The organism is Pirellulales bacterium (genome assembly GCA_019636345.1).
Classification (GTDB): Bacteria; Planctomycetota; Planctomycetia; order Pirellulales; family Lacipirellulaceae.
On sequence record JAHBXQ010000009.1, the window covers coordinates 14,652 to 38,357 of the forward strand.

The following is a 23,706-nucleotide window of genomic DNA, read 5'->3' on the forward strand; positions in this document are numbered from 1 at the left end:
GGCAACGGCGGGGGCTACTGGCCGCACTTCACGCCCACGAGTTCGGGGTCGACGTCTCCCTCCAACTCGACCTCGAGCAGGAACGGGCCGGGGTGATCCAGCATCCGCCGGATCGACGGTTCAATCTCTTCGACGAGGCTCACGCGCGCCGAGGCGACGCCGTACGATGCGGCCATCGCTGCGAACTGTAACGGCGGATTCGACAGATCGAACGGCAAGGGTTGCTGCCGCGCGGCGATGCCGCGTTCCTCCCAGAACGCCGTCATGTTGAGCTGCAGCAGCCGATACGAACGGTTGTTGCAGATGATCGCTTTGACGTCGTATCCGTGGCGGGCCGCGGTCCACAACGCTTGGATCGTGTACATCGAACCCCCGTCCCCCGTGACGGCGACGACGGTCTTGTCGGGATGGGCCGCCTTGGCGCCGATGGCCCCGGGGATCCCCACCCCCAGCGACCCCCCCCGCGTGCAGAAATAATGCCGCGCAAGTCGCGGCGGCAGATACCGCGTCAGCGGCGGCGAATTCGTCAGCGCCTCGTCGAACACGATCGCGTCGTCTGGCAACGCTGCCGCCAAGGCCTGCGCCACCGGGGCGAACGTCAGGGGGCCGCCGCTCAGCACGCGGGCTTCGTCCTGATCGCGAGCCGTTTGCTCGGCCTCCGCCTTTCGCTTCGCCAGCAACTGCGTGCGTTCGTGCGCCGACTTCATCTGCGCGGGCGTGATGATTTGCTCGATCCGCTCGGCCAACGCCGCCAGGGCGAGCTTGGGATCGCAAACCGCCGCGAGATCGGCCGGATGGTTCTTGGCGATTTCGTACGCGTTCAGATCAAAGTGAATCGTCGTCGCCGCCGGGGCAAGGACGTCCCCCGTCTCGGGGAAGACTTCCGGCAGCAGATACGTGCCGACGATCAGGTTCGCGTCGCCGCGCGACAGGATAGGCTTGCTATGGGCGCCGAACATGTGCCCCGTGGCGCCCTGGTACAACGGATGATCGTACCGCAGATTCACGTCCCCGCCGTCGACGTCCCACGCCTCGGCGCCGAGCAGTTCCGCCACCCGCGCGAGTTCCCCTTGCGCCTCCGACGCAGCGACCCCGTTGCCGACGTAAATCATCGGCGTGGCTGACGCGACAAGCGCGCGAGCCGCCTCGTCCACAAGCGCCGGCTCGGGCGCCACGCGGGTCGAGGGAATGCTCGTCGGCCGGACGACCTCGGTCGTCGGCGCATCGAGCACGTCGAGCGGCAGGCAGACGTAGACCGGCCCCTGCGGCGCTGTGGCGGCGATCTTGATCGCTCGCCGCAGCGTCCGCAACAACGACGAAGGATGCTGCACCATCGTCGCGTACTTCGTCACCGGTCGGGCCATCGCCACAAGGTCGCCGGCCATCTGGGCGTCGAGCCCCTGGTAGCGAATCCCCGCGTCCCCGCCGATGACCACCAGCGGCGAGTGGCCCCGATACGCCTGATAGAGCGCCCCGATCGCGTTGCCCAACCCCGGCGTGCTGTGAATCTGCACGAGCGCCGGCTTGCCGGTCGCTCGGGCGTAGCCGTCCGCCGCCAGTACGGCGACCGACTCCTGCAGCGTCAGCACGTACTTCATCTGCGGATACAGCCGCAGCGCATCAAGGAACCCTTCCTCGACCGTCCCGGGATTGCCGAACATGTGATCGAACCCGTCGGCGAGCAACTGCTCGACGACCGCTTCGTGCCCGGTCTTCGCGCTCGCGGCGATCGTCGTCGTCGGCGTCGTATCGCAAAGAGTCATGTCCGCAACTTTCCAGCGTGAATTGGTTTCTAATCGCTTGTCCTCGCTAGCCGGACGGCCACGCCGCCCGGACTTCGGAGGCAAACGCCCCTTGCGTCAGCTCACCACCCGTGTCGCCGCAGGCCTTTTTCCAGCACCTCGACCAGCATCCGTCCGCACTCGACGCTCGAGGCGGTCGACCGGCTGGTGATGAACGGGTAATCGACGACCACGGAGGTCTTGTGCCCGACGTTGCCGATGAATTGCCCTTCGGGCCCCACGGCGTCGCGCATGACGTACTCCAGCGGATAGAACGGCGGGCCGAAGTTGACGAACCCTTCGCCGAACCCGAGATTGCCGCCGTCGATGGCGTGCGGACCCTCGAACCCGGTGCCGTCGAGGTAGTCGTAGTCGATGGGATGCCCCGTGACGCGCTTCCCCGCGATGATGCTTCGCTTCTCCCGCAGATCGCGAGCGAACGCCAGGCACGCCACCCCGTAGCACTCCACGGCGACCGGCTTGTCGAGCTTGACGAATCCCAGGATCACCTGGTGCAGTCGCGAGTTGTTCGCCAGGTCGACCATCGCTCCGCTGCCGCCGGCGATTACCAAGGCGTCGTACTTGGCGAGCTCCTTGTCGACGATGCGGTCGATCTGCTCGTAGTACGCTTCCATGTCCCGCAAGTACGTCGGCGAACTGGGATACGCTCGCTGCGGAAACCACTCGGCCAAGCTCCGCGGATTGTCCAACCGCCCCGACGCGACGAGCGCGCGAGTCTTTTCGGCCATCTCGGGACTGGTGACCGAGCGACCCAGCGGCGGATCGACGTACTTGGGGTCCATGCTCACGCGCAGCGGCGTCGGCTTCCTTCCCGTGGGGGTCAGGAAGTCGACTTGGTAGCCGGCCAGGTCGCAGGCCTCAAGCGGGCCGACGACTTCTTCGCCCCAATAGCCCCATTCGGAGATGACAAACAGGATTCTCATGTCGGGTCGTGCTCCTGTGTTCGCCCCGCGGCGAGGGATGGTCTCGGCCGATGCCGGCCCGGCAACGGCGGGCGCCGCACGGGGACCGGCGTCGGCGACGTGCGCCGACGCCCAGTTCCCCCCTGCGGTCATGTCGTTAGGCCAATGCGATCTCTTCGTTGAACTCGCTCGCCTCGATCGCTTGGCGAACGGCGTCGTTCGTTCCGACCAGCGACATCTGCACGTCCGATCCCAGACGTTGCTTGGTGAACACGAGGTAACGAATCGCTTCGCTCGAGATGGTCTTCAGATCGTTGGCGACGAAGACGAAGCTCGTGGCGTGCTGGGCCAGCGCCGCGTCGACTTGCTCCTCGACGATCCGCGTCACGCGGGGCTCAAATTCGCCGGCCAGCGCGATCTTGGCCACGCCGCCGTCGACTTCCAACAGGTCCGCGTCCAACGCAACTTCGGCCGGCTCGAGCCGCACCCGGACCTTCATCTCGGCCGCGTCGGCGGGCAGCTTCACGGTCAACGCCTCCGCGTCGAAGTCGCGGTGCTCCTGTCCGTTGATCCACACGCTGCCGATCCGCACGCTCCCCGCCGGCAACAGGTCCGGAGCGACTCGCAGCACGTTGTCCGGGAAGCCCCCTTGCTTCGGCTTGAAGTACAGCTCCAGCGGCTCCTTGGTGATTAGCAGGTTCGTGTACGCCGCGGCCAGATAGCACAGCTCGAACGAGTGATAGCCGGCCATCGAGTGCGAACCCTTGCCGCGCTCGGTCCCCAGGGCGTACGGTTGGCCGTTGGCCAGCACGTTGAAGTACACGCCGCCGCACTCGGTGTCGAGGAACCATGCGTTGTAGAACGAGGCCGCCTCGCGAGCGTGCTTGCGGTACTTCTCGTCCTTAAGCGCCCCCGTGAGAATCAAGTAGGCGAGGATCGCCTGTTCCTGTTGCCACCACGCTTTGCGGTCGTGCCAGACGAACCGATGGAAGTTCTGCCCCGGTTCCAGCACGCGCTCGACGACGTCGTACCAGCCGCCCCGCTGCCGGTCGCTTCCCGCGGCGGGCATGACCTCGGCGATCTGTTTGGCGAGGTTCACGTATTCGTCCTTGCCCCGCAGGCTGTTCATGCGGGTCAGGTTCCAAGCGATCTTCAGGTTGTGACCCACGACCGCACGGTTCTGCTGCCAACCCCACGACTGGTCCTTCGACCAGTCGTCGAAGAACCGCTCCTGCACGAACGGGCTTGCTTGGTAGTCGGGGAAATGGGCCGAAATCGTGTCGAACGTCGTCTCCAGGAAGTCGGCGTACTCGGGATTTCCGGTCGCCAGGAACAGGTTGATCAGGTACGCCGGGGCATGATCTCCCACCGAGTTCCAGTTCTTCTTCGACCGATTCTTCCCCAACGACTCGGCGTGCGGGCTGAGCGTGATCGGGTCGATGTGCGAGTAGTATCCCCCCTTCGGCGACGCGTCCTTGAAGTGCCTGTTGAACAACCGGATCGTCGCTTTGGCGTCCTCCAGAATCGCGTTGTCGCCCGTGATGCGATACGTCTGCGTCGGACCGGCCAGAGCGTAGATTTGCTCATAGCAGGGGATCGCCTGGTAATCGTCGCCGAACTCGCTGGCGAACACCTTCTGCTCCGTCCCGTCCGCTTTTACGTCGATGGCGTGGTACCAGTAACAGGTCCCTTCGGACTTGTCGCTGAACCGCATATGCTCGCGGAGATACTCGGTTCCCTTCTCGGCCGCTTCCAGGTACCGGTCGTCGCCGGTCAGCATGTACGCCGAGGCGAACCCGTACACCAACCGCGAGATCGTGTCGGTCTCCTGCCGGCCCGACTTCTGCTTGTCGCCGGTGCTCGAGAGGTTCGTCCGGTAGTTGCGGTAATCGACCTCGTCTCCGGGGAACTCCGCGTCGAGATAGAAGTCGGCCAACTGCTTGATCTGCTTGACCCACCAGTCCTGCGACTCGAATCGATATTCGTTCTCGGTCCGGCCGAGGAACACGATGTGCTTGGCCTCGAACGTCGTCTGCTGCTCGGGGTAAAACACGCCGTACACGTACAGGTACCGCCCGGGGACGAGCATGTCCCACGCCTGCCCGGTCGCGTCCTGATAGGCTTCGTTCAGGTTCCGCACCAACTCGGCGAACACGGTCGGCGTCATTCGCACCGTGAACTCGCGGTCGTCCGAAGTCTTCAGGACGAACTGGTTCTGGTCCCGGTCGGCCGATACGACGTAGCCGGCCACGAGGTCCGAAAAGGTGAAGTTCAGCTCATTCATTTCACAGGTCCCTTGCAGGCGATTGAGTACGGGCAATGGCGCCCGAGACGCGGTTTACTTGGAGATCAGCACGACCACGCTGCGGCCGGCGACACGGTAGTTCGGTCCCTCGACGAGCGGCTCCTGGCCCGGGTCGACCGCGTCCTGCGGCGATTCCAGAACGGTGTCGATCACGCGGTGCCAACGCCGGCCCGCGACCTCGGGAAGCGCAAACTCCAGCGGTTCCCAGTACATGTTCATCATCACGTGGACGTCGTCTTCGCCGTCGAAGCCCCCTAGGGTCATCGCCAGCGCGCGGGCGTTCGGGTCCTCCCAGCCCGGGGCGTCGAGCTCGACCCCGTGCCACGTCACGTCGGCCAGCCCGCGAGCGTTCGTTTCGCCGGTGAAGAACCGCGCCCGATGGATCACCGAGTGGTGTCTCCGAAACGCGATCAGACGCTGCCAGAACCGCAGCATCCCCGCGTGCCGATCTACGCTCGACCAGTCGAACCAACTGATCTCGTTGTCCTGACAGTAGGCGTTGTTGTTCCCCTGCTGCGTCCGTCGCACCTCGTCCCCCATGACGAACATCGGCACGCCCTGCGACAGCATCAGGATCGTCGCAAAGTTGCGAATCTGTCGTTCCCGCAGGGCATCGACGGCCGGATCCGCCGCGGGCCCCTCGACTCCGCAGTTCCAACTGAGATTGTCGTCGATCCCGTCGCGGTTCCCTTCGCCGTTAGCGTCGTTGTGTTTGCCGTCGTAGGAGACCAAGTCGTTCAGCGTGAATCCGTCGTGGCAGTCGACGAAGTTGACGCTGTTGACCGGCAGGTGGCCGCGGCTCTGGTACAGGTCGGCGCTCCCCGCGATTCGCGACGCGACCGCCCCCGCGAGTCCCGCATCTCCGCGGACGAACCGTCGCACGTCGTCGCGATACCGACCGTTCCACTCGCCCCAGCGATAGCCGGGGAAGTACCCGATCTGGTACAGCCCCGCGGCGTCCCACGCTTCGGCGAACAGCTTCGTGTCGGCCAGCGTCTCCGACAGTTCAGCCGCCCAGATCACCGGCGGATGAGCCAGCGGCGCCCCGTCTTCGCCCCGAGTCAGCACCGAGCCTTCGTCGAATCGGAAACCGTCGACGTGCATCTCGCGGACCCAGAACTCCAGGCAGTCGACGATCAGCTTCTCAGGAACGGGGTGGTTGCAGTTGAACGTGTTGCCGCATCCGGTGTAGTCGTAGTAATACTGCTTGTTCTCGCGCACCAGGTAGTAGTAAACGAGGTTGTCGAGCCCCTTGAAGCTGTACGTCGGGCCGCGATCGTTCCCCTCGTCGGTGTGGTTGAACACGACGTCGAGGATCACCTCGATCCCCGCCTTGTGAAGCGCCTTGACCATGTCGCGGAATTCGCGCACCTGCTGGCCGCAATGAGCGCTGGTGCAGTAGCCCGAGTGCGGGGCGAAGTACCCCATCGTGCTGTATCCCCAGTAATTTCGCAGCGGCTGGCCGTCGACCTCGCGCAACACCTCGGCGTCGTCGAAGTCGAACGCCGGCAGCAACTCGACCGCCGTCACGCCCAGCGACGTCAGGTAGGGGATCTTCTCGGCCACGCCCAGAAACGTCCCCGGGTGCTCGGTCCCCGACGTCGCCGACCGCGTGAACCCGCCGACGTGCATCTCGTAAATGATCGTTTCGCTTAAGGGGCGGTTAAGCGGCTGGTCTCCCTCCCAGTCGTATTCGACACCCGTCACCGACGCCCGCAGCGAGGTCGCCAGGTTGCTCCCGGAGCGGCACGCGTCGCCGCGACGCCAGAGGGTCTTGGTGATCCCCTTCGCGTACGGGTCCAACAACAACTTGGTCGGATCGAACCGATGCCCCGCGTCCAGATCTCGCGGGCCGTCGACCCGATACGCATAGTGCGTCCCCGGCTTCAATCCGCGGACGTAGCAGTGCCAAAAGTGGAATGTCCGATGCCGATCGGCGCTCAACTCGATGACGGCCGTCGGAATCGCGTCGTCGTGGTTGTCGAACAGCAGCAGCTCGATCCGCGTCGCGTGTTCCGAAAAGACCGCGAAGTTCACCCCGTCGGCGTCGGCCGTCGCTCCCAGCGGGTGGGCTCGACCGATCTCGACGACATACGGCGAGCCTTCATACGGCGAGCCTTCGGAGAGCAGCCCGACGCCGTCGTTGACAGGCGCCGTGCTGGTGCTGAGTGTTTCGGCGACGTCGATGCTCATGATCGCTGTGCTCCGCGGTAACGGCGTAACGGCCCAAGGGACGGCGAATCGTCGGTCGAGGGAGCTTCCCCGGAGCCGCCGGAGGCGACCAGCCCCTCCGAAGGCATGCCGACTCGCGCGTTCTCAGGCCCCGCTGGCAAGGAATTGAGCGACCCCGGCGAGCGTGAGGCTCACGCCCCCGCACGCGAACAAGGCGCTCGGGTAAAGCAAATTGCGTTTCTTCGTCAGGCTCACCGTCGCCGCCAGCCCGGTCGCCACTTGCAGCAGAGTGATCCCGACCGCCAGCACGTAGTGGGCGCGATTCTTTGTCGCCGCCTCGTACCGCAGCGACCGACTCTCTTGCTCAAAGCGGGCGAGCTTGTGCGCGGCTTCGGTGATCAGCGGCTTGACCGGCGCCGTCGCCTCTTTGCCGGTTAGGGCGGCCAGTTCTTGCTGAATCTGGCTGCACCGCATCTCCACTCGCATGCCGTTGCTCTCGACCAGCTCGACCAACCCGCCGAGCATCTCGTCCATGCACTCGTCGGCCGCCAGCGCGGTCACCAACGCCGCGATCGCCACCACCAGCGAAATCGCCGTGATGTAATACGAGATATAGGTGTGAAAATGCCCGGTGCTCGTCGCCAACTCGGCGCCGGCGGCCTCTTCGACCATCTCGCTGTCGACCAGCAAGGCCTCTTCGGCGGCGTTCTCGTACTCGGCCATGGCAAACGCTCGGGCGTCGCAATCGTGCGGAAACCTGCGAACCCACAACCCTAGGTTGCCATGCCGTCGGCACGGACGGCGCAAAGCGGCATTTTGCGGCGAGGCCGACCCTGCAGGCCGACTCAGTTTCCCAATCCGCGCAATCCGCCCCCCCCGGGATACGCCTCCTCACAGGCCGACGGAACGGCGTCAAGCCGCCAGGAAACGCGATCCGAACAAAGAGTTGCGTACGTCCCGACGGCCGCGTCGCCCTCGGGAGGGGTGGCCGAAAGGGAAGCCCTCGGATGTCATGGATGACTGTTTCACGCTAGGGAGAGCCTCGATGACCTGCCGTCCGCGTGCGCTTCTCTTGGCGTTTGCCGCTCTGGCCGGCTCTGTGGCGCCAATCGCAGCCGCCGCCGGCCCAGGTTGCGGAGACGAGATCGCCTGCGGAGATCTCGTCGATTGCGGCTCCGCCGCTGCCGCACCCGTCCCCTGGACCCTTGACGATTTCCTCGGCCTCGGCGACAGCGACTTCTTCATCGCCGGCCACGTGCAGCAGGGCCTCAACGTCAACAGCCGCAATCCCGGCAACCCCGCCGCCGGATTCGGCAACGCTCCAGCGGCTGGTCTCGTCTACCGCGCAAACGACTACCTGCTCAACCAGCTTTACGTCTCGATGGGCAACGTCGCCGATACCTCCCGCGACGCCTTCGACATCGGCTATCAGGTCGACCTCGTCTACGGCTCCGACTACGTCTTCCTGCGCTCGCTGGGGCTCGAACGTCATCGCGACGGCACGAATCGCTGGAACGGCGACGACGGCTCCGGCTATGGCGGAGTCCAACGCTACGGCCTCGCCATGCCCGAACTGGCCGCGACGTTCGCCTATGAAGAGACCCGCCTGACCGTCGGCCACTTCTACAACATCCTCGGGCACGAAGCGCTCATCCCCACCGAGAACTTCTACTACACCAGCAACTACGCCCTGTTCTTCAACGGCTACGGCGAGAGCGTCCCGATTACCGGCGCATTCCTGCAAACCCAGTTGGACGAACATTGGCTCGTCGGCGGGGGATTCCACCGCGGCCAGGGCAAGTGGGAGGATAACAACAACAAGCTCAACGGCGTCGGCATGATCGAGTGGGCCAACACGGCCAAGAACCTGTTCCTCACCTACACCTTCGACGTCGGCGCCGAGGACGACGCGGGCCAGAACGCCGTTTTCGCCCAGTGCGCCATCCTCGAATGGCAAATCTCCAAACGCTGGGGATACGTCCTCAACTCTTGCTACGGCTCGGAGGAGAACGTCGCAGCCGGCGGAGCCACGGGCCGCTGGTACGGAATCGCCAACTACCTCGCCCACTCCGTCAGCGACAAGCTCGTCCTGGGGATCCGTTACGATTTCTTCGACGATGTCGACGGCACGCGCGTCTTCCCCCGCGCCGGCTTCCCGGCTCTCGCGCCGGGCGCGTACCACGGACTTACGCTCGGGGCAAACTACTTCATGATCCCCAACGCCACGCTCCGCCCGGAAGTCCGCTGGGATTGGTTCTCGCCCGACGGCGCGCTCCCCCCCGGTCCGTTCGACAACGGCGTCGCCCGCAGCCAATTCATGGCCGCCGTCGACTTGCTCGTCACCTTCTGATCCCGACGGCGTCGGCGGATCGGGAACCGCAGGAGTCGCAAGTGGCCCAAAACTGGCTCTCGAAATCGGCCGCGCGATCCGCGATAATACGCTCGTTCGACGACGGACCTCGGCGTGATCTTTCGCGGCGAGCCGGCGTCGGCGGCGATGCGAGATGGAATTCACTCGCCGGCGCGCGCGTCGGCGATCCCCGGGAATCTCGCCCGTCGTCCGGCTCCGGCGTTTGCAGACGCGGCGCGCCGAACCGTCGACCCCGAGCCGCCCGTGCTGACGTCACTTCCGCTCCCTGCGGCAATACGCTCCAGACGCGCCCCTCGGCCGAGCGTTGGGATCCCAACTGTTTTTCTATCGACCCCGCATCCCCCGCCAAGCGAGCCCCGGCCTCCCGGCCCGGGCCAAAAACAATCGCCCTCAACTCCGCGTGACGCGGAAGCCTGAGGGCGAAACGGTCATGTCGAAGAATCGCGCCCGCGAGTTCGGAGGATCTCCTTCGAGTTCGCGACGCAGCGTACGGGCCGCGTCAGCGGTGCGGCACAGGATGTACAAGAATCCCCCCCCGCCGGCGCCGGCCAGTTTCAGCGCCGCCGCGTGCGGGGCGATCCGCGCGACCAACTCGGCGACCGCCGGCGGGTTCGTCCCGTCGTCGAGCGCCTGGTTCAGTCGCCAACTCCGGTCGATCGACGCCCCGTACGCCGGCAAATCGCCCCGCTGCACCGCGTCGAAACAATCGCGGCTGTTGCGGCCGATCGCGTCGATCGTCGCCAGCCGATCCTGGTCGTTCAAGAACATCCCGCGGACGATCTCGCTCAGCACGTCGTGAGCCACGCGCGTGATCCCCGTGTAGTACAACAGGGCGCGCGACTGGTAGTCGGCCGTCGCAAAGAACTCCCCCGGCAGATGCCGCACCACGGTCCGTTGGCCGATTCCCGGCTGGCTTTCGACCAGCTTGGCCCCCGCGACCAACCCGCCGAATTGATCCTGCCATCCGCCCCCGCTGCCGAGCATCTGCTCGATGGCGCTCACCCGCGCTGCGATCTCCTGCACGTCCCAGCCGTGACCGCACAAATCGCCGAGCGTCCCCAGAACCGTGGCCGAGAGAATGCTGCTCGCCCCCAGTCCCGACCCCTTGGGGACCGCCGACAACATCGACAGGTCGATCCCCCCGCCGAACCGCTCGAGCTGTTCGGCGAGCGAGCCGTACCGCCCCCCGTTGAACTGGGGGTGAAAACCGCAGATCGCAAACGCCGCCTTGGCCACGGCGAACCCGCTGCCGATGCCTCCGTAACTGCCGACGTCGTCGTACGTGGTCAGCGTCTCGCTCAACCCCAGATCGATCGAACGAATCGTCAACGTCCGCTCGCTGCACCGTCGGGCGAACGCCTGGATCGGCGCCTGGCCGTTCAGCTCGACCGCCGCGTTCACCACGCTCCCCCCGTGTTGCAGGCAGTACGGCGGCGTGTCGGTCCAACCCCCGGCCAAGTCGATCCGCACCGGGCTGCGGCCCCACACGATCTGGTCGTCGGCCAGCCGAAATTCCGGCTGCACCGGCCGCTGCCGATACGGTTCGACGATCGCCTCGCGCAGCAACGCAAACGCCCGCGATTCGTCGTCGCGCCACGCCTCGTCGCCGCGCAGTCGCCGTACTTCCGCGTGAAACATCCGATGGCCAATCGCCTGCATCAAGTCGCCGTCGCCGACCGAGTCCGTCGGCAGCGGGGTCGACGAGTCTGCCATCGTTCGGGCCGTATGAGCCAGATCAAGCTTGTAGAACACGCTCTTGGCGCCATGCCGGATCATCGTCGGCAGCACCCGCCGGCGCAGTTCCAGTCGCTGGGAGTACAGTCGCTCGAGATTGGCGTTCTGGGCCAGCTCCCGCGCCGACGCCCGCGGCGCCGCGAGCCATGCGGCTCGAGCCTTCGTGTCCTTGCGCGGCTCCTCCGCAATCGTCCACGCGACGAACTCCGCCGTCAGCTGCTCGCGCGTCGCCACAGGGAACAGCGGCGCCAACTGAAAATCGTGCGTCGGCTCGATCCCCGCCTCGGGCAGCGAGATCCCGCGCCGCTGGAACCACTCGGCCGCGGGCCGCTCGAACCACATCGTCGCCGGATCGCCGACCGCCCCGCGAAACGCGTCGGCGTACCCGTAGCAACGCAGCCCCCACCGGTCCTCGCCCAGCGGCACGAAGTCCAGACACGCCCCCGCCGGCAACTCCAACCGCCAGTCGTTTCGCGGGACGCCCGTAATCACATGCCGCGACGCCAACGTCCAACTCGCCGGCAGGTAGCTGTTTTCCACCCACAGCGAGTGATTGTGTTCCAACCGCACGGGCGAGCCGAATTCCGAGTCCTGAATGAACTGTCGCGGCTGGGCCAGCGACGACACGGCCCCCAGCGACGTCTGGTCGCGCACGACGTTCTGCAATTGGTAGGCCGACTCGACGAGATCGGCCGTCGTGCCGAAGTGATAGAACTGGCCGTCGCGCACCGGCACGACTGCGACCGACAGGGCCGCAATCTCGGCGTCCGCGTCGGCCGGCTTCTCCCCCAAGCTGAGAGCCCATTGGCCGTACAGGTCGTAGGACGCGGGAACCTCGCCGGCGAACGCCTCGCGCCGCGCATCCCACCCGCACTTGGCCAGCAGACACGTCACGGCCCGCTCGCTGAGCAGCCACGCCCCGACGTCGATCAGAAACGCCGCGTCGCGCGACCGTTCGCGGATCTCGTCCGGCGAGGGTTTCTGCAAAAAGGTGACCAACCGCTGCGGCTCGCGCGGATCGACGAACAGCACGCCGTAGCGCTGCGCCTCCTCCGGCGACGCCCACATCCCCAGGATCACCACGTCGGCCTCCGGCAGCCGCGGCAGCGACGACTCGCACCGCAGCAGCACGTCGCCGCTGGCCACAAGCACCCGCGCACGCGGCCCGCACTGTTCGAGGGCTTGCCGCAGAAACGGTTCGTTGAGCTCGAGCAGCGTTTGCCCCAGCCGCTGTCCCCGCGCCCACCGCAGCGCGGGCATCGGCAGAAACAACTTTCCCGCCGGCGCATACGCGGGCAGCCGCCGACTCTCCCCGCCGCCGTGAATCACCAGCCGCCGCTTTGCTTCCAGCCACTCCCGAAACGAACCGATCCCGCTTCGCCGCCACGCCTCGTGCAGGGCGAACGCCGTCCCGCCCCCCGACCCCAACTGCGAGTCCGGCGGATCAAACACCGCGACGGCTCGCTGCGCAACCCCCGGTTCGCAAGCCGCCAGCGACACGCACATGTGGGGCGGGACGGACAAAATCAAATCAGGATCGGACGAATCGAGTCGGAGAGTCATTGAGCGTTGGAGAGTACGAAGAAAGGAAGCGTGCGCGTCCGCTCGAACCAACGAAACGGGAACGACCGTGAGTCGCCATCTTAAACGGCGTGAAGCGGTCCGCCATCACTCGGCTGTCCGAATGCCGTGGGCGATCGCAATTTTCTGGAACCTGCATTCAACGAACAAGTTGCGAAATTCGAATCCAGCCAACCCTTTGACCGGCTCCTGAGCCCCGAGCCACCCAATGCTCAGTCAGAGGTCTCCTCAAAGCGAATCAGGATGCATAATTGACGCCAAGACCGACTTCAGCACTTCCTCGGAAAGGTCCGCGTCATCGACCGCGCGCGCCAGGACCATCGCACCGACCATGCTGGCGTAGATCGTAAGTGCGCGCTCGCGTTTCTTCGGAAGGGAGACTCCTGGCAGAAGCTGCACCAGTGCGTCGACCACTGAGCGGACGCCATGAGTGAAGATGCTGCGAACTGGCGAGTCAAGGCGCGCCGCTTCCGCGCCCAGCGCTGCAAGCATGCATCCGTCGGCCGGCTGGTCACGGTGCGTGGCAGACAGATAAGCACTCGCGACGGTAGATAAGGCGTTCTCACCCCCGTGCTCAGCCGCATGATGGAAAGCGTCGAGCGACCGTTTCAGCGCGTGCTCGCATGCCTGCGCCATCAAATCCTCTTTCGACGAGAAGTGGCCGTAGAAGCCGCCGTGGGTGAGTCCGACGACTTTCATCAGTTTCGCCACTCCGATGCCGTCGAAGCCGCGCTCGCGAAACAGCCGCGCCGCAGTTTCGATGATCCGTTCTCGGTTCTTTTCTGCCTCCGCTCTGGTAACTCTCATCTTCAACCTCCTGGGGCCGCCGTAAACTTGGACTAGTCCGAAATCGAGGACGCGTAAGTCGTGTTAACAACAAGGTTTGTGGTGAGTGCGTCAGCGATCGTCAATTCCAAGGACGTTCCCTCTTGACATTATAGATGACGTTCATAATATATCAAATAGATGACACGCGTCATGTATAGGCTTCCGTTTCGGCGTTCAACTCAACTTCGCTGGAGATCGAATATGAACAAGCACTGCGAACGCGGAATGGCCAAGGTCGCCCTAGTGACAGGCGCCTCGTCAGGCATCGGCCGCGCGACGGCAGAAACGATCGTGGCGGCGGGCTACAAGGTCTACGGCACCAGCCGGCGGGTTGTCTCGGCAGACGAGAGGCCGTTCGAGATGCTGACGCTTGATGTTACGAGCGATGAATCGGTTGCAGCAGCCGTCAGTGAGGTGCTACGTCGTGAGGGTCGCATCGACTTGCTGGTAAACAACGCTGGATTCAGTCTCGCTCCGGCTGGAGCAGAAGAAAGTTCGATCGAGCAGGCTCAATCGATCTTCGACACAAACTTCTTCGGAATCCTCCGCATGACCCGAGCCGTCCTGCCGCAAATGCGAAGCCAGCGAAGTGGCCGCATCGTCAATATCGGGTCCATCCTGGGTTTCTTGCCAGCACCGTACATGGCGCTCTATGCCGCAACCAAGCACGCGGTCGAAGGTTATTCCGAGTCGCTTGATCACGAACTCCGCACATGGGGCATCCGCGTGTCGGTGTTGGAGCCTGCCAGCACGAGCACGCAGATCGACGCGAATGCGCCGGAGGCCGACGCAAAGCTCGATGAGTATCGCGAAGCGCGTACGGCCGTGGGCCAGAGACTGACGCAGATGATCGAGAACGGCGACGGCCCAGGAGTCGTCGCTGCTGTTGTGCTGAAAGCTGCCAGCGCGGCCCGGCCAAAGCTTCGATACACGGTCGGGGCCGCAGCAGGCCGCTTGCGATGGATTCGCAGCTTTGCGCCCGCCGGCATGGTGGATTCGGCGATTCGGAAAGAATTGCGACTCCACACACTAACGCCGGCACATTAGCGACCCGAGGGACGTCATGAACTGGACAATGAGCATGAGTCGACAATAATCCGACATGCGGGAACGAGAAAATGATGAAAGCACAAATCATCAATCGGTATGGAAATCACGTCGCACTACACATGGCCGAATTGCCGACCCCGGCCATGCGCGAAGATGATGTCTTGGTCCAGGTTCACGCTGCCGGGGTCAATCCACTGGATGCGAAAATCAAGTCCGGCGAGTTCAAACTCATCCTGCCGTATGGACTGCCACTCATTTTGGGAAATGATGTCGCTGGGATTGTAGTGGGCGTTGGATCTCGCGTGAAACGGTTCAAGCTCGGCGATGAAGTCTATGCGCGGCCTAATAAGGATCGGATTGGCGCCTTCGCCGAATTCATTGCGATGCATGAAAATGACGTGGCCTTGAAGCCGAGAACGCTCAGCATGCAGGATGCCGCTTCACTTCCACTGGTGGGTCTGACTGCCTGGCAAGCCCTGGTCGAAACGGCAAATCTCAAGAAGGGGCAGAAGGTATTCATTCAGGCGGGGTCCGGTGGCGTCGGCACGTTCGCGATTCAGTTGGCGAAGCATTTGGGCGCTATGGTCGCCACAACAACTAGCGCAGCAAATGTCGCTCTGGTCAAAACGCTGGGGGCCGACGTCGTGGTCGACTACAGGCAGGAGGACTTTGAAGGCGTCCTGAAGGACTACGATGTGGTCCTCCACAGCCAGGACGCAAAGATCCTCGAAAAGTCGCTGCGAGTGCTTCGCTCAGGCGGGAAGCTCATTTCGATCACAGGTCCGCCCGACGCCGAGTTTGGCGAGGAAATCGGCGCGGGCTGGTTCCTAAGAACCGTGATGCGATTTCTAAGCAGGGGAGTGAAGAGGAGAGCAAAGCGGCTTAACGTCGACTACTCGTTTCTCTTCATGCGGGCCAATGGGCGTCAATTGAGCGAGCTTACATCTCTCGTCGACTCTGGCGTGATCCGTCCTGTCGTGGATCGTGTCTTTCCGTTTTCGGAAACCAATGATGCTTTGGCGTATGTGGAGACAGGCAGAGCCAAGGGCAAGGTCGTGGTCAAAGTCATTTGATCATCGCCCAGAAAATCGCCGTCTGTTCGTTTGAACTCAGGCTCGTGAAGTTCGATATGACGAACTTGGGTCCGAAAGGAACCGCCCTGTTAGCTCTGAGGGGTCTGTTAATCAGAGATTTGGAGAGTTTTGGCGCGAGATTTCGGGGTGCGGAGGGAACCCTGGGGGTTCCTATCGGACCCCGGTCCCGATCTCTCGAAACAGAGAGCGCCGGCGTACAGCCGAAATCGTCGCAAACCCTTGCGACGAAAGGCCAGAAACGCGAAACGCCCGGCGGCCGATCTCTCGGCGCCGGGCGTTAACTGGACGGTGTTCTACGGACGTAGAAAACCTAAAAGCTCCCCCGGTAGGACTCGAACCTACGACTTAGCGGTTAACAGCCGCTCGCTCTACCAACTGAGCTACAGGGGAAGATTCGACTTGGCCGACGCCCTGGCAAGGGCGAAGGCCATGTTCGAAGTCTTCCAATTTACATCCCGCCGCCGGCGCCGGCAAGTGGAGCCGCGGGGCCCGATGGGGGGCGAAAATGAGGGTCGTGTGGGACGAATCGTTGCGACGGGCACAGGCGTGCGCAGAGGAGGCGCTGTGCTCGAAGCGAGCGTTCCTCGCCGGCGGTTGCGGGACGCGGAGCAGGGAGCGAGTCGGGGGCGGTCAGCTTCCCAGGACCCCTTCCAACTCGGTTGCGGAGCTTTGGAAACTCGAGGCGGTCCCTTGGGCCAAGCTGTTCACCGACGCCAGACAAGCGGCCGTGATCAGCGCCAGCAGGACGGCGTACTCGACCGCCGTCGGCCCGTCTTCGTTGGCAAGAAACTCGCGGATGCGCGTAATCATGGTTTCCATCCTCATAGAACGCATCGAAGCGACTCGGTCGGAGCTCGCTTCCGTTCGGCGATAGCGCCCTCGCCACCGTCATTGAAAGCCTATCTTACCGCGACCGTCGAGGCGGGCGGTCGCGGGACGAATCGGGCTCGGGACGGCGAGTTCCTGACGCGAAGGGGTCGCGTTGTGCCGATTGCAGGGACGACGCCGGCGCTCGCAACGTTCGCGCCTCGGCGCCGGCGCACGAACAAGGCCGCCCGCGAACATAGTCGGGGCGGCCTGGAATTGTCGTCGGTCGATGCGGCGTCGGACGCCGGCGCTCGGTTACGCCTGAAACGAACTGCCGCAGCCGCAGCTCTTGACCGCGTTGGGGTTGTCGAACGTGAACCCGCGGCGGTCGATCCCCTCGTAGAAGTCGACCGTCGTGCCGTCGAGGTAGAGGGCGCTCTTCTTGTCGACGACGACCGGGACGCCGTGGAACTCGTATTTCGAGTCGGCCTTTTCGTCGAACGCCTTGTCGAAGCCGAGCGAGTAGCTGAACCCGCTGCAACCGCCGCCGGCGACGCCCACCCGCAACACGGTCCCTTCTTCCAGCTTCTGATCGGCCATGATTCGCTTGACTTCGCTGGCGGCCTTTTCGGTCAGAACGACGCTCATGGAAACTATCCTCACGGTATGGCTGAAGTGAACTCGCGCGGCGATCGCGGAGCGGGGGAATTCGCTGCAAGCGTGCGGCGGCTGCGTCGGGCCGATGCGGCAGGTCGACGGCGGCTCCTTTCAGATTATACCACTTTGCCGGGCAAGAAAACCCGAGCTGGTTCCCCGGAAGGGGGCTACCGCAGGCCGCGCAGGCGGTCCACAGCCGCGACGACCATGGCCGCGGCCCGGTCGATTTCGTCCGCGGTGGTGAAGCGGCCGAGGCCGAACCGCAGGGTACTACGAGCCCGATCCTCCGACAGGCCCAGGGCGGTCAGGACGTGGCTGGGCGCCGGTTCGGCTGAGGAGCAGGCGGCTCCGGTGCTCACCGCAAGCTCCGGCATCGCCAAGAGCAAGGCCTCGCCGTCGACGTCGCCGAACGCCACGTCGAGGTTCCCGGGCAGGCGCAGCGGTCGTCCGGCCGCGTCGAGGGCGTCGAGCGCCGGACCGCACAACTCGATCCCGTCTAGTCGCGCGCGAAGCGCATCCCACAATCGCTGCCGGAGTCCGCTCAGCCGGGACATTTCCGCGGCGAGGTCGGCCGCGGCCAGCGCGAGCGCTTTGGCCAGGCCGACGATCCCGGGGACGTTGAGCGTGCCGCTGCGGAGGCCGAGCTCTTGCCCGCCGCCGGTGATTTGCGGTTCGAGCCGCACCCCGGGGCGCGACCGGCGCACGTACAGCGCGCCGACCCCCTTGGGACCGTGGAGCTTGTGCGCGGTGAAGCTCAACAGGTCGACCCCTAGGCGCCGTAGGTCGACGGGGATCTTGCCGACGGCCTGGGTTGCGTCGCAATGGAACGGCACGCCGCGCTCCCGGCAGGCCGCCGCGAGCTCGTCGATCGGCTGGACGACGCCGATTTCGTTGTTGGCCAGCATCGCGGTTGCGAGCGCCGTGTCATCGCGAAGCGCGGCGGCGAACTCGGCGACGGCGATGCGCCCGGCGTCGGGGCGACCGTGGGGCGCGACTCCCAGCAGTCGGACCTCGTAACCGCGGCGCGCCAGACGCGCCAGCGGGTCGAGCACCGCGCGGTGTTCGGTGGCGGCGCTCAGCAAGCGGTCGCCGCGCCGCCGCGCCCTTTCGGCGACGCCGCGGATCGCCAGGTTGTTGCTCTCGGTGGCGCCGCTGGTGAAGACGATCTCCTCGGGCTCGGCATGGAGCAGTTCGGCGATCGCGTCGCGGGCCGCGTCGACGGCGCCGCGGGCCCGCTGGCCGAAGCGATGGACGGCGCTTCCCGCGTTGCCGTACTCGACGCCGAAGTACGGCAACATCGCCTCGACGACCCGCGGGTCGACCCGCGTCGTGGCGTGATTGTCGAGATAGATCGGCTCGCCGGCGCTCATGCCATCATGCTACGCGGCGAGCGGCGCGAGTTCCATCCGATCGGCGAAGAGCCGACGGACCGCCCCGACAATTCTCGCGGCACAAGAACATTTCGCGCGATGGCGCGAAGATGAGGCCGCGTAGACGCCAAACCCTCCGTGGGCCGGGGCGTCTCGCTTTGCGTCTTCGCGCGGTTGCGCGAGTTCCCGACAACGTACCGGGCGTTTCACGCGTTGCTGCCGAACAGCGCCCGGACGACGATCTGAGACCAGGACTCGAACCGGTCGAGTTCGGCGAGAATGTCGCTCACGGGGCGGAAGCCGGTTTCTTGGATGTCGGCCTCCCGCGGGCGAACCTCGGGGGCCTCCAGGTCGAAGACGTGGACCACGCCCAAGTGGACCTGGCCGACGGGCGTTTCGTCGTCATTGATGAGCCCGACGCACTGCGCAGCGTAGGGTGCGTCGATCGCGACCTCCTCGGCGAGTTCGCGCTGCATGCCTTCGCGGTAGACGTCGTGGTGGTTGTCGGCCAACTCGGCGTCGACCGTCGAGATATGTCCCCCGACGCCGACGCTGCGTTTGGCCCGCAGCCGCGCTTCGCCCTGTCCGCCGCCGCGGGTGTATTGGAAGAGCTGCACGACGCCGTCGGAGCCGACGTAGCGAAACAGCACGTAGGGGATGAGCTGTTTGAAACTCGGGTCCTGTTCCATCTCGCCGCGGGGGCGGTAGCTCAGGTCGTCCCCTTCGAGCAGCGCGGGCAGATATCGCTCGACCTCGGGCGAGAAGCCCTGGAAGTGACCCAAGGCATGAAACCGCGCGGTCGGCACGACCAACACTCGTTCCTCGGCGACGGTCGACATCAAGGGCGTCCTTTGCTGTGCGGGGCGGGGCGAGCCGGGAGTATAAGGGATCGCTCGACGATCGGCTATGAGTTCGGCCGGCTAGGTCGTGATCCCATTTGCGGCCTTGGGTGGCTGGGGTCGCAGCGCAGCGGAGCCCCCAGAGGATCTGCTGGGGGCTCACTTCGTTCGACCCCAGCCACCCATCAATTTGGCAAAAGGCATCACGACCCGTCGGGGGGCCTACGCCGTGCGCAGCGCGTTCTCGACGCGACGAATCGCTTCTTCGACCGAGCAAGCCGCGTCGCCGACGGTGATCTCTCCCTCGCGGCGAATCAGTTCGTCGAATCGCTTGTGGGCCGCGACGACCGTGCTGTGGCTGCGGCGGCCGAAGAAGTCGCCGATCTCGCTCAGCGCGGCGCGGGTGTACTTGCGGGCCAGCCACATCGCCAGCGTGCGCGGCTCGGAGACCGAGCGGGAGCGGTTGTCGCTCTTGAGCCGCTTCGCCTCGACGCCGAACACTTCGCACACGGCTCGTTGGATGTCGGCCAGCCGAACTTGCGGGACGTGTTGCCGGCAGAACTCGCCGAGCGCCTCGGTCGCCAGGTCGACGGTGATCGGCGTCGAGCGGGCCATGCTGGTCGCCACGAGTCGATTGATCGCACCGCCCAGTGAACGGGCGCTGCCGACGACCTGTTGGGCGACCAGCTCGAGCACTTCGTCGGCGAGCTCGAGCTTGAGCCGCAGCGAAATGCCGCGGACGATCGCCAGCCGGGTGGCGTAATCGGGCAAGTCGATCTGCACGGCGAGCCCCGCGGAGATTCTTGCCGCGAGATCGGCGCTGATCGATTGCATTTCGGCCGGCGACCGGTCGCCGGCGAGAACGATCTGCCCGTCGCGGCGCTGGATGGCGTCGACGGTGTGGAGGAACTCGTCGATCGTGGCTCGCTTGCCGGCGAAGAACTGCACGTCGTCGACCAGCAGCATTCCCAAGCGGCGATACTTCTCGCGGAAGCTGGGGAGGAGTCGGCGATCGAGGGCCTCCAAGAACTGAGCGGTGAACTGCTCGGCGGTGACCAGCACGACCCCGCGTCGGCCGTCGTGGCGCAGCGCGTCGTGGGCGGTCGCTTCGAGCAGATGCGACTTGCCGGTTCCCGCGGCGCCGAACAGGACCAGCGGGGAGTAACGCCCGGGCAGCCGAGCGGCTTCGGCCGCCATGTGCCGCGCCAAGCGATTGCCCGGCCCCTCGACGAACGTCGCGAAGGTCCAGCGGTCGCTGCGCGGCTTGGGCGCGGGACGTTCCGGCAGGCGGCGCGGCTCGCGCCGCGGGAGGCGCGGTCCGGGGCGCTCGAGCGGCAACAGTTCCTGCGTCTCGGCCCCGTCCTGCGCAGCGCCCGCTGCCGCTGCGACCGGCGTCGCGGCGTGCTGCACATGGAGAACGACCGCCGCCTCGGTGCGGAGGAACTCGCTGCAGCGGGCGACCAACTCGGGCAGCATGCGGCGCTTGATCCACTGCAACTCGGCTCGCGAGACGCACCAGACGTGCAGCGCGGTTTCCTCGAGCCGCAGCTCGCAGGGGGCGCCGAGCCAGAGGTCGAAGCGTTCGGCGCCCAGGCGCGAGCGAAGGAACTCGCGCATGGCGGACAGCCTGTCCCGATCGTCCTTGAACACGTCCTGCTCGCGTGCCAGGCGCTTCGCCGAACGCCCTGCCGCGGCGCCCCGGCGATTCCTGCCGGTGCGAGCGGTGCGTCTCTCGGCGATGCGCGACCCGATGAAATCGAAAAAGAAGGCGTCGCAATCGCGGCCGGCGTCATCGCCGTCCTCGGTTGCGTCGTCAGCGGCCCCCGTCGTCGCTGACTGTCGTCTGTGACGAGCGGCGATTCTAGTGGTGCTAGCACGCCCCGCCCAGCCCTTGACGAACCCCGGCGACGCGTCCCGCGCCGGCGCCCGGTGAGTTGCTCGGAAAATCGACCGCCGCGCGACGACGGTCGGCGAAAAAAATCTTCGCCGAATCTTCACGGCCAGGTGGATAACGTGTCGGGGCGCTTCGTCGCGCCGATTTTCGCGCTTCGTCGGTGCGGAGACGCCTGTTCTGCGGGTCGGGCGCGGGCGACACAGCAACGCGCGACGACGCTGAGATTGTCGCCGAGACGCTAACTCTCGCCCCTGTCGCCGGTTGAGCGCGGCGTGTCTAGACGGGCGTACACGCGCCGACGTTCCCATTCCTGGAACCCGCACGCGCCGTACATGCGCAGCGCCGGGGCGTTCGCGGCGTCGACCGCAAGCACGACCCGCTCGGCTCCGCCCCGCGCCGCGCAGGACAGCGCGTGCCTGACGATCTGTTCGCCGAGGCCCAACCCGCGGAATTCCGGGACGACGCCCATGTAGACGAGTTCCCAGTTGCCGCTTTCGGGGTGCGCGGCCAATAGCAGCACGCCGGCGTCGACCCCGGCGCGGGTCACGCGAAACCAATGCTCCGGCTCGGGAGTTCCCTGGGCCGCGTAGGACGCCAGCGTGTCGCCCACAGGCCGCGCGCCGTCGAGCGCCGGGCAATCGAGCGAGCCTTCGTAAGTTCGCTGCAGCAGAGCGGCCAGCCGCTCAGGATCGCGGCCCGCGCCGCCGTGAAACGTCAACGGCGAAGCGTCGCTCGAAACAGGTTCGGCCCCCTCGATCGCCGGGGCGAAGAGATACGCAAGTTCCGCAAGCAGGGGAAACCCTGCCGGGGGGAGCAATCGGGCAAGCCGCGCATCGCTGAGGCTTCGCAGCGTCTGCGCGAGCGCGAACCCGCGCCGGTCGACGAAGTGCGCCGCGGCGGCGAGCAGGGCTGCGGCGTGCGGGTCGTCCTCGCCGGGGCCCCACACGACCGCCCCGTTGCCGGCTTGCGGCTGAACCCAAACGGCGCCGACGACCAGCGGCCCTTCGTAGGCGACAAGGAGCCCCTCGAGCTGCTCCGCCGCAGCCCCGCGGAGCGTCTCGACAAGCCCGTCGCGTTCAACCAGCGGCAGAGCGTCGTACAGCACGCGGAGGGCCGCTTCGCGATCGGCCTGGGAGCAGGAGCGAACGGTTGGCAAAGGGGCGGTGTCCATGCCGGCAGGATACTCGAAACCGGCCGAACAGGAACGGGCGGTCGATCAACGGCCGGCGCGGCCGTGCCGGGCCCGGATCGCCAGACTCCTGCCGGCCGAGGCGAGGTTCGTCCCCAGTCGGCTTGGCTACCACAACTGCCGCGGCATGTTGAGGTCGTCGAGTTGATTCTTGGGGACCCGGCTGCGGGGGAAGAAGGCTCGCCACCCTTGGCTCTTCTCGTCCGATTTCTGGTCGGCGAGGCTCGCCTCGGCTGGCTTGGACGGCGCTTCGGCTGCGGCCTGAGCCGGCGCCGCGGGGGGGGCGGGGCTTGCCTTCGCCGTCAGCGGAGGGAGCTGCGCCACGATCGGCTTGCCGGTGTCGATCTGCTGCAGATCGAGTTCCACCGAGAAACTGTCGTGCGGCGAGCTTTCCCACAATACGGGCGCCGGGCGAGTCCGTAGTTCGCAGATCACGTCCTTGTCGCGGTGGTACTGAAACAGTTGCTCGGCCGGGGTGAGCGACGGCTGCCGAGTGAGTCCAAACCGTTGCGTCGCCACCGTGACGATCTGCGTCGTGTCGCCGGTGCGGCCGCGAAACGTGATCCGCTCGACCCGCCCGGTGGGGCCGAAGTAGTAGGTGAGGGCCCCGGCCAGATCGTGCAACTGGGGGCCGGTGACCAACGGGACGCGGACCCCGTACAGGTCGAGCGTGCCGAGGGAGGTCGACTTCCGCGGCCAGCGCTGGTAGACCCACTCCTTGGTGACGTCCATGCGAAAGACGTCGTTGGCCGAGTAGGTCGGATACCCTTCCAGCGGCGTGCTGACGGGGATAATCTCGGACCCCGGCGCCTTGGGAGGTTCCAAGGTCGGCAAGGGGCGAAGCGGGGGGGCTTGCGAGAAGGCCCCGCCGGGGCCGGCCAGCGGGAGCAACTCCGGCGTCGCCGGAGCGGCCGAGGAACTGGCGAACGACGGCAGTTTCACGTCGCGGGCCCACTCGGGGGCGTTTGACGCAACGTACGGAACCGCCACCGAGGCGGCCAGCAGCGTCGGCATCCGCAAAGCACGCGGGACCATGGCAACAGTTCGGCGTCGGGAGACGGGCGAGCGACAATCAGCAGCGGGGGGCGACGGAGCAACCCCTGAATCGGTC

At 65.8% G+C, this 23,706-nt stretch carries 17 protein-coding genes and 1 tRNA gene; 3 read left to right on the forward strand and 15 right to left on the reverse strand.

Annotated elements, in window-relative coordinates; translation table 11 throughout:
• Window positions 1-14: 14 nt before the first annotated feature.
• From KF688_17450 to KF688_17470, 5 genes are all read right to left on the reverse strand, one after another.
• Entirely contained in the window at window positions 15-1,763 is a 1,749-nt protein-coding gene (locus KF688_17450) for a thiamine pyrophosphate-binding protein (GenBank protein MBX3427469.1), read from the reverse strand.
• A 101-nt stretch (window positions 1,764-1,864) separates the two neighbouring features.
• Window positions 1,865-2,725: a DJ-1/PfpI family protein gene (locus KF688_17455; protein MBX3427470.1), complete on the reverse strand. Its 861-nt coding sequence runs from the start codon at window positions 2,723-2,725 to the stop codon at window positions 1,865-1,867.
• 136 nt (window positions 2,726-2,861) lie between these two features.
• On the reverse strand, window positions 2,862-4,988 hold the full coding sequence (locus KF688_17460; protein ID MBX3427471.1) for an AGE family epimerase/isomerase: 2,127 nt from the start codon (window positions 4,986-4,988) through the stop codon (window positions 2,862-2,864).
• A 54-nt stretch (window positions 4,989-5,042) separates the two neighbouring features.
• On the reverse strand, window positions 5,043-7,202 hold the full coding sequence (gene glgX / locus KF688_17465; protein ID MBX3427472.1) for a glycogen debranching protein GlgX: 2,160 nt from the start codon (window positions 7,200-7,202) through the stop codon (window positions 5,043-5,045).
• 123 nt (window positions 7,203-7,325) lie between these two features.
• Entirely contained in the window at window positions 7,326-7,904 is a 579-nt protein-coding gene (locus tag KF688_17470) for a hypothetical protein (protein ID MBX3427473.1), read from the reverse strand.
• Between the two features lie 322 nt (window positions 7,905-8,226).
• On the opposite strand from KF688_17470, the gene KF688_17475 reads away from it, so the two are divergent.
• Window positions 8,227-9,531, forward strand: coding sequence for an outer membrane beta-barrel protein (locus tag KF688_17475; protein ID MBX3427474.1), 1,305 nt, complete (start codon window positions 8,227-8,229; stop codon window positions 9,529-9,531).
• Window positions 9,532-9,942: 411 nt separating this feature from the next.
• Here the strand turns inward: KF688_17475 and KF688_17480 are convergent, their stop codons facing one another.
• Both KF688_17480 and KF688_17485 read right to left on the reverse strand, forming a co-directional pair.
• Window positions 9,943-12,849 (reverse strand): hypothetical protein, encoded by a 2,907-nt coding sequence (locus KF688_17480; protein MBX3427475.1) that lies wholly within the window; start codon window positions 12,847-12,849, stop codon window positions 9,943-9,945.
• Window positions 12,850-13,095: 246 nt separating this feature from the next.
• The gene (locus KF688_17485; GenBank protein MBX3427476.1) at window positions 13,096-13,674 is read right to left on the reverse strand and encodes a TetR/AcrR family transcriptional regulator; all 579 of its coding nucleotides are present in this window, start codon (window positions 13,672-13,674) and stop codon (window positions 13,096-13,098) included.
• Window positions 13,675-13,896: 222 nt separating this feature from the next.
• Between KF688_17485 and KF688_17490 the strand changes: the two genes are divergently transcribed.
• Both KF688_17490 and KF688_17495 read left to right on the forward strand, forming a co-directional pair.
• Window positions 13,897-14,742, forward strand: coding sequence for an oxidoreductase (locus KF688_17490; protein ID MBX3427477.1), 846 nt, complete (start codon window positions 13,897-13,899; stop codon window positions 14,740-14,742).
• 74 nt (window positions 14,743-14,816) lie between these two features.
• Complete coding sequence (locus KF688_17495; GenBank protein MBX3427478.1) at window positions 14,817-15,818, forward strand: NADP-dependent oxidoreductase; 1,002 nt, start codon at window positions 14,817-14,819, stop codon at window positions 15,816-15,818.
• A 338-nt stretch (window positions 15,819-16,156) separates the two neighbouring features.
• On the opposite strand, the gene KF688_17500 is transcribed toward KF688_17495, so the two are convergent.
• From KF688_17500 to KF688_17535, 8 genes are all read right to left on the reverse strand, one after another.
• Window positions 16,157-16,229: transfer RNA gene (locus KF688_17500), tRNA-Asn, on the reverse strand.
• Between the two features lie 240 nt (window positions 16,230-16,469).
• Window positions 16,470-16,658: a Flp family type IVb pilin gene (locus KF688_17505; GenBank protein MBX3427479.1), complete on the reverse strand. Its 189-nt coding sequence runs from the start codon at window positions 16,656-16,658 to the stop codon at window positions 16,470-16,472.
• Window positions 16,659-16,961: 303 nt separating this feature from the next.
• Entirely contained in the window at window positions 16,962-17,294 is a 333-nt protein-coding gene (locus KF688_17510) for an iron-sulfur cluster assembly accessory protein (GenBank protein ID MBX3427480.1), read from the reverse strand.
• Between the two features lie 176 nt (window positions 17,295-17,470).
• The gene (locus KF688_17515; GenBank protein ID MBX3427481.1) at window positions 17,471-18,673 is read right to left on the reverse strand and encodes a cysteine desulfurase; all 1,203 of its coding nucleotides are present in this window, start codon (window positions 18,671-18,673) and stop codon (window positions 17,471-17,473) included.
• Between the two features lie 206 nt (window positions 18,674-18,879).
• Window positions 18,880-19,512: a phosphoesterase gene (locus tag KF688_17520; GenBank protein ID MBX3427482.1), complete on the reverse strand. Its 633-nt coding sequence runs from the start codon at window positions 19,510-19,512 to the stop codon at window positions 18,880-18,882.
• Between the two features lie 222 nt (window positions 19,513-19,734).
• The gene (locus KF688_17525) at window positions 19,735-21,129 is read right to left on the reverse strand and encodes a chromosomal replication initiator protein DnaA (GenBank protein MBX3427483.1); all 1,395 of its coding nucleotides are present in this window, start codon (window positions 21,127-21,129) and stop codon (window positions 19,735-19,737) included.
• Window positions 21,130-21,644: 515 nt separating this feature from the next.
• On the reverse strand, window positions 21,645-22,577 hold the full coding sequence (locus KF688_17530) for a GNAT family N-acetyltransferase (protein MBX3427484.1): 933 nt from the start codon (window positions 22,575-22,577) through the stop codon (window positions 21,645-21,647).
• A gap of 126 nt (window positions 22,578-22,703) precedes the next feature.
• The gene (locus KF688_17535; protein MBX3427485.1) at window positions 22,704-23,630 is read right to left on the reverse strand and encodes a hypothetical protein; all 927 of its coding nucleotides are present in this window, start codon (window positions 23,628-23,630) and stop codon (window positions 22,704-22,706) included.
• Window positions 23,631-23,706: the final 76 nt, after the last annotated feature.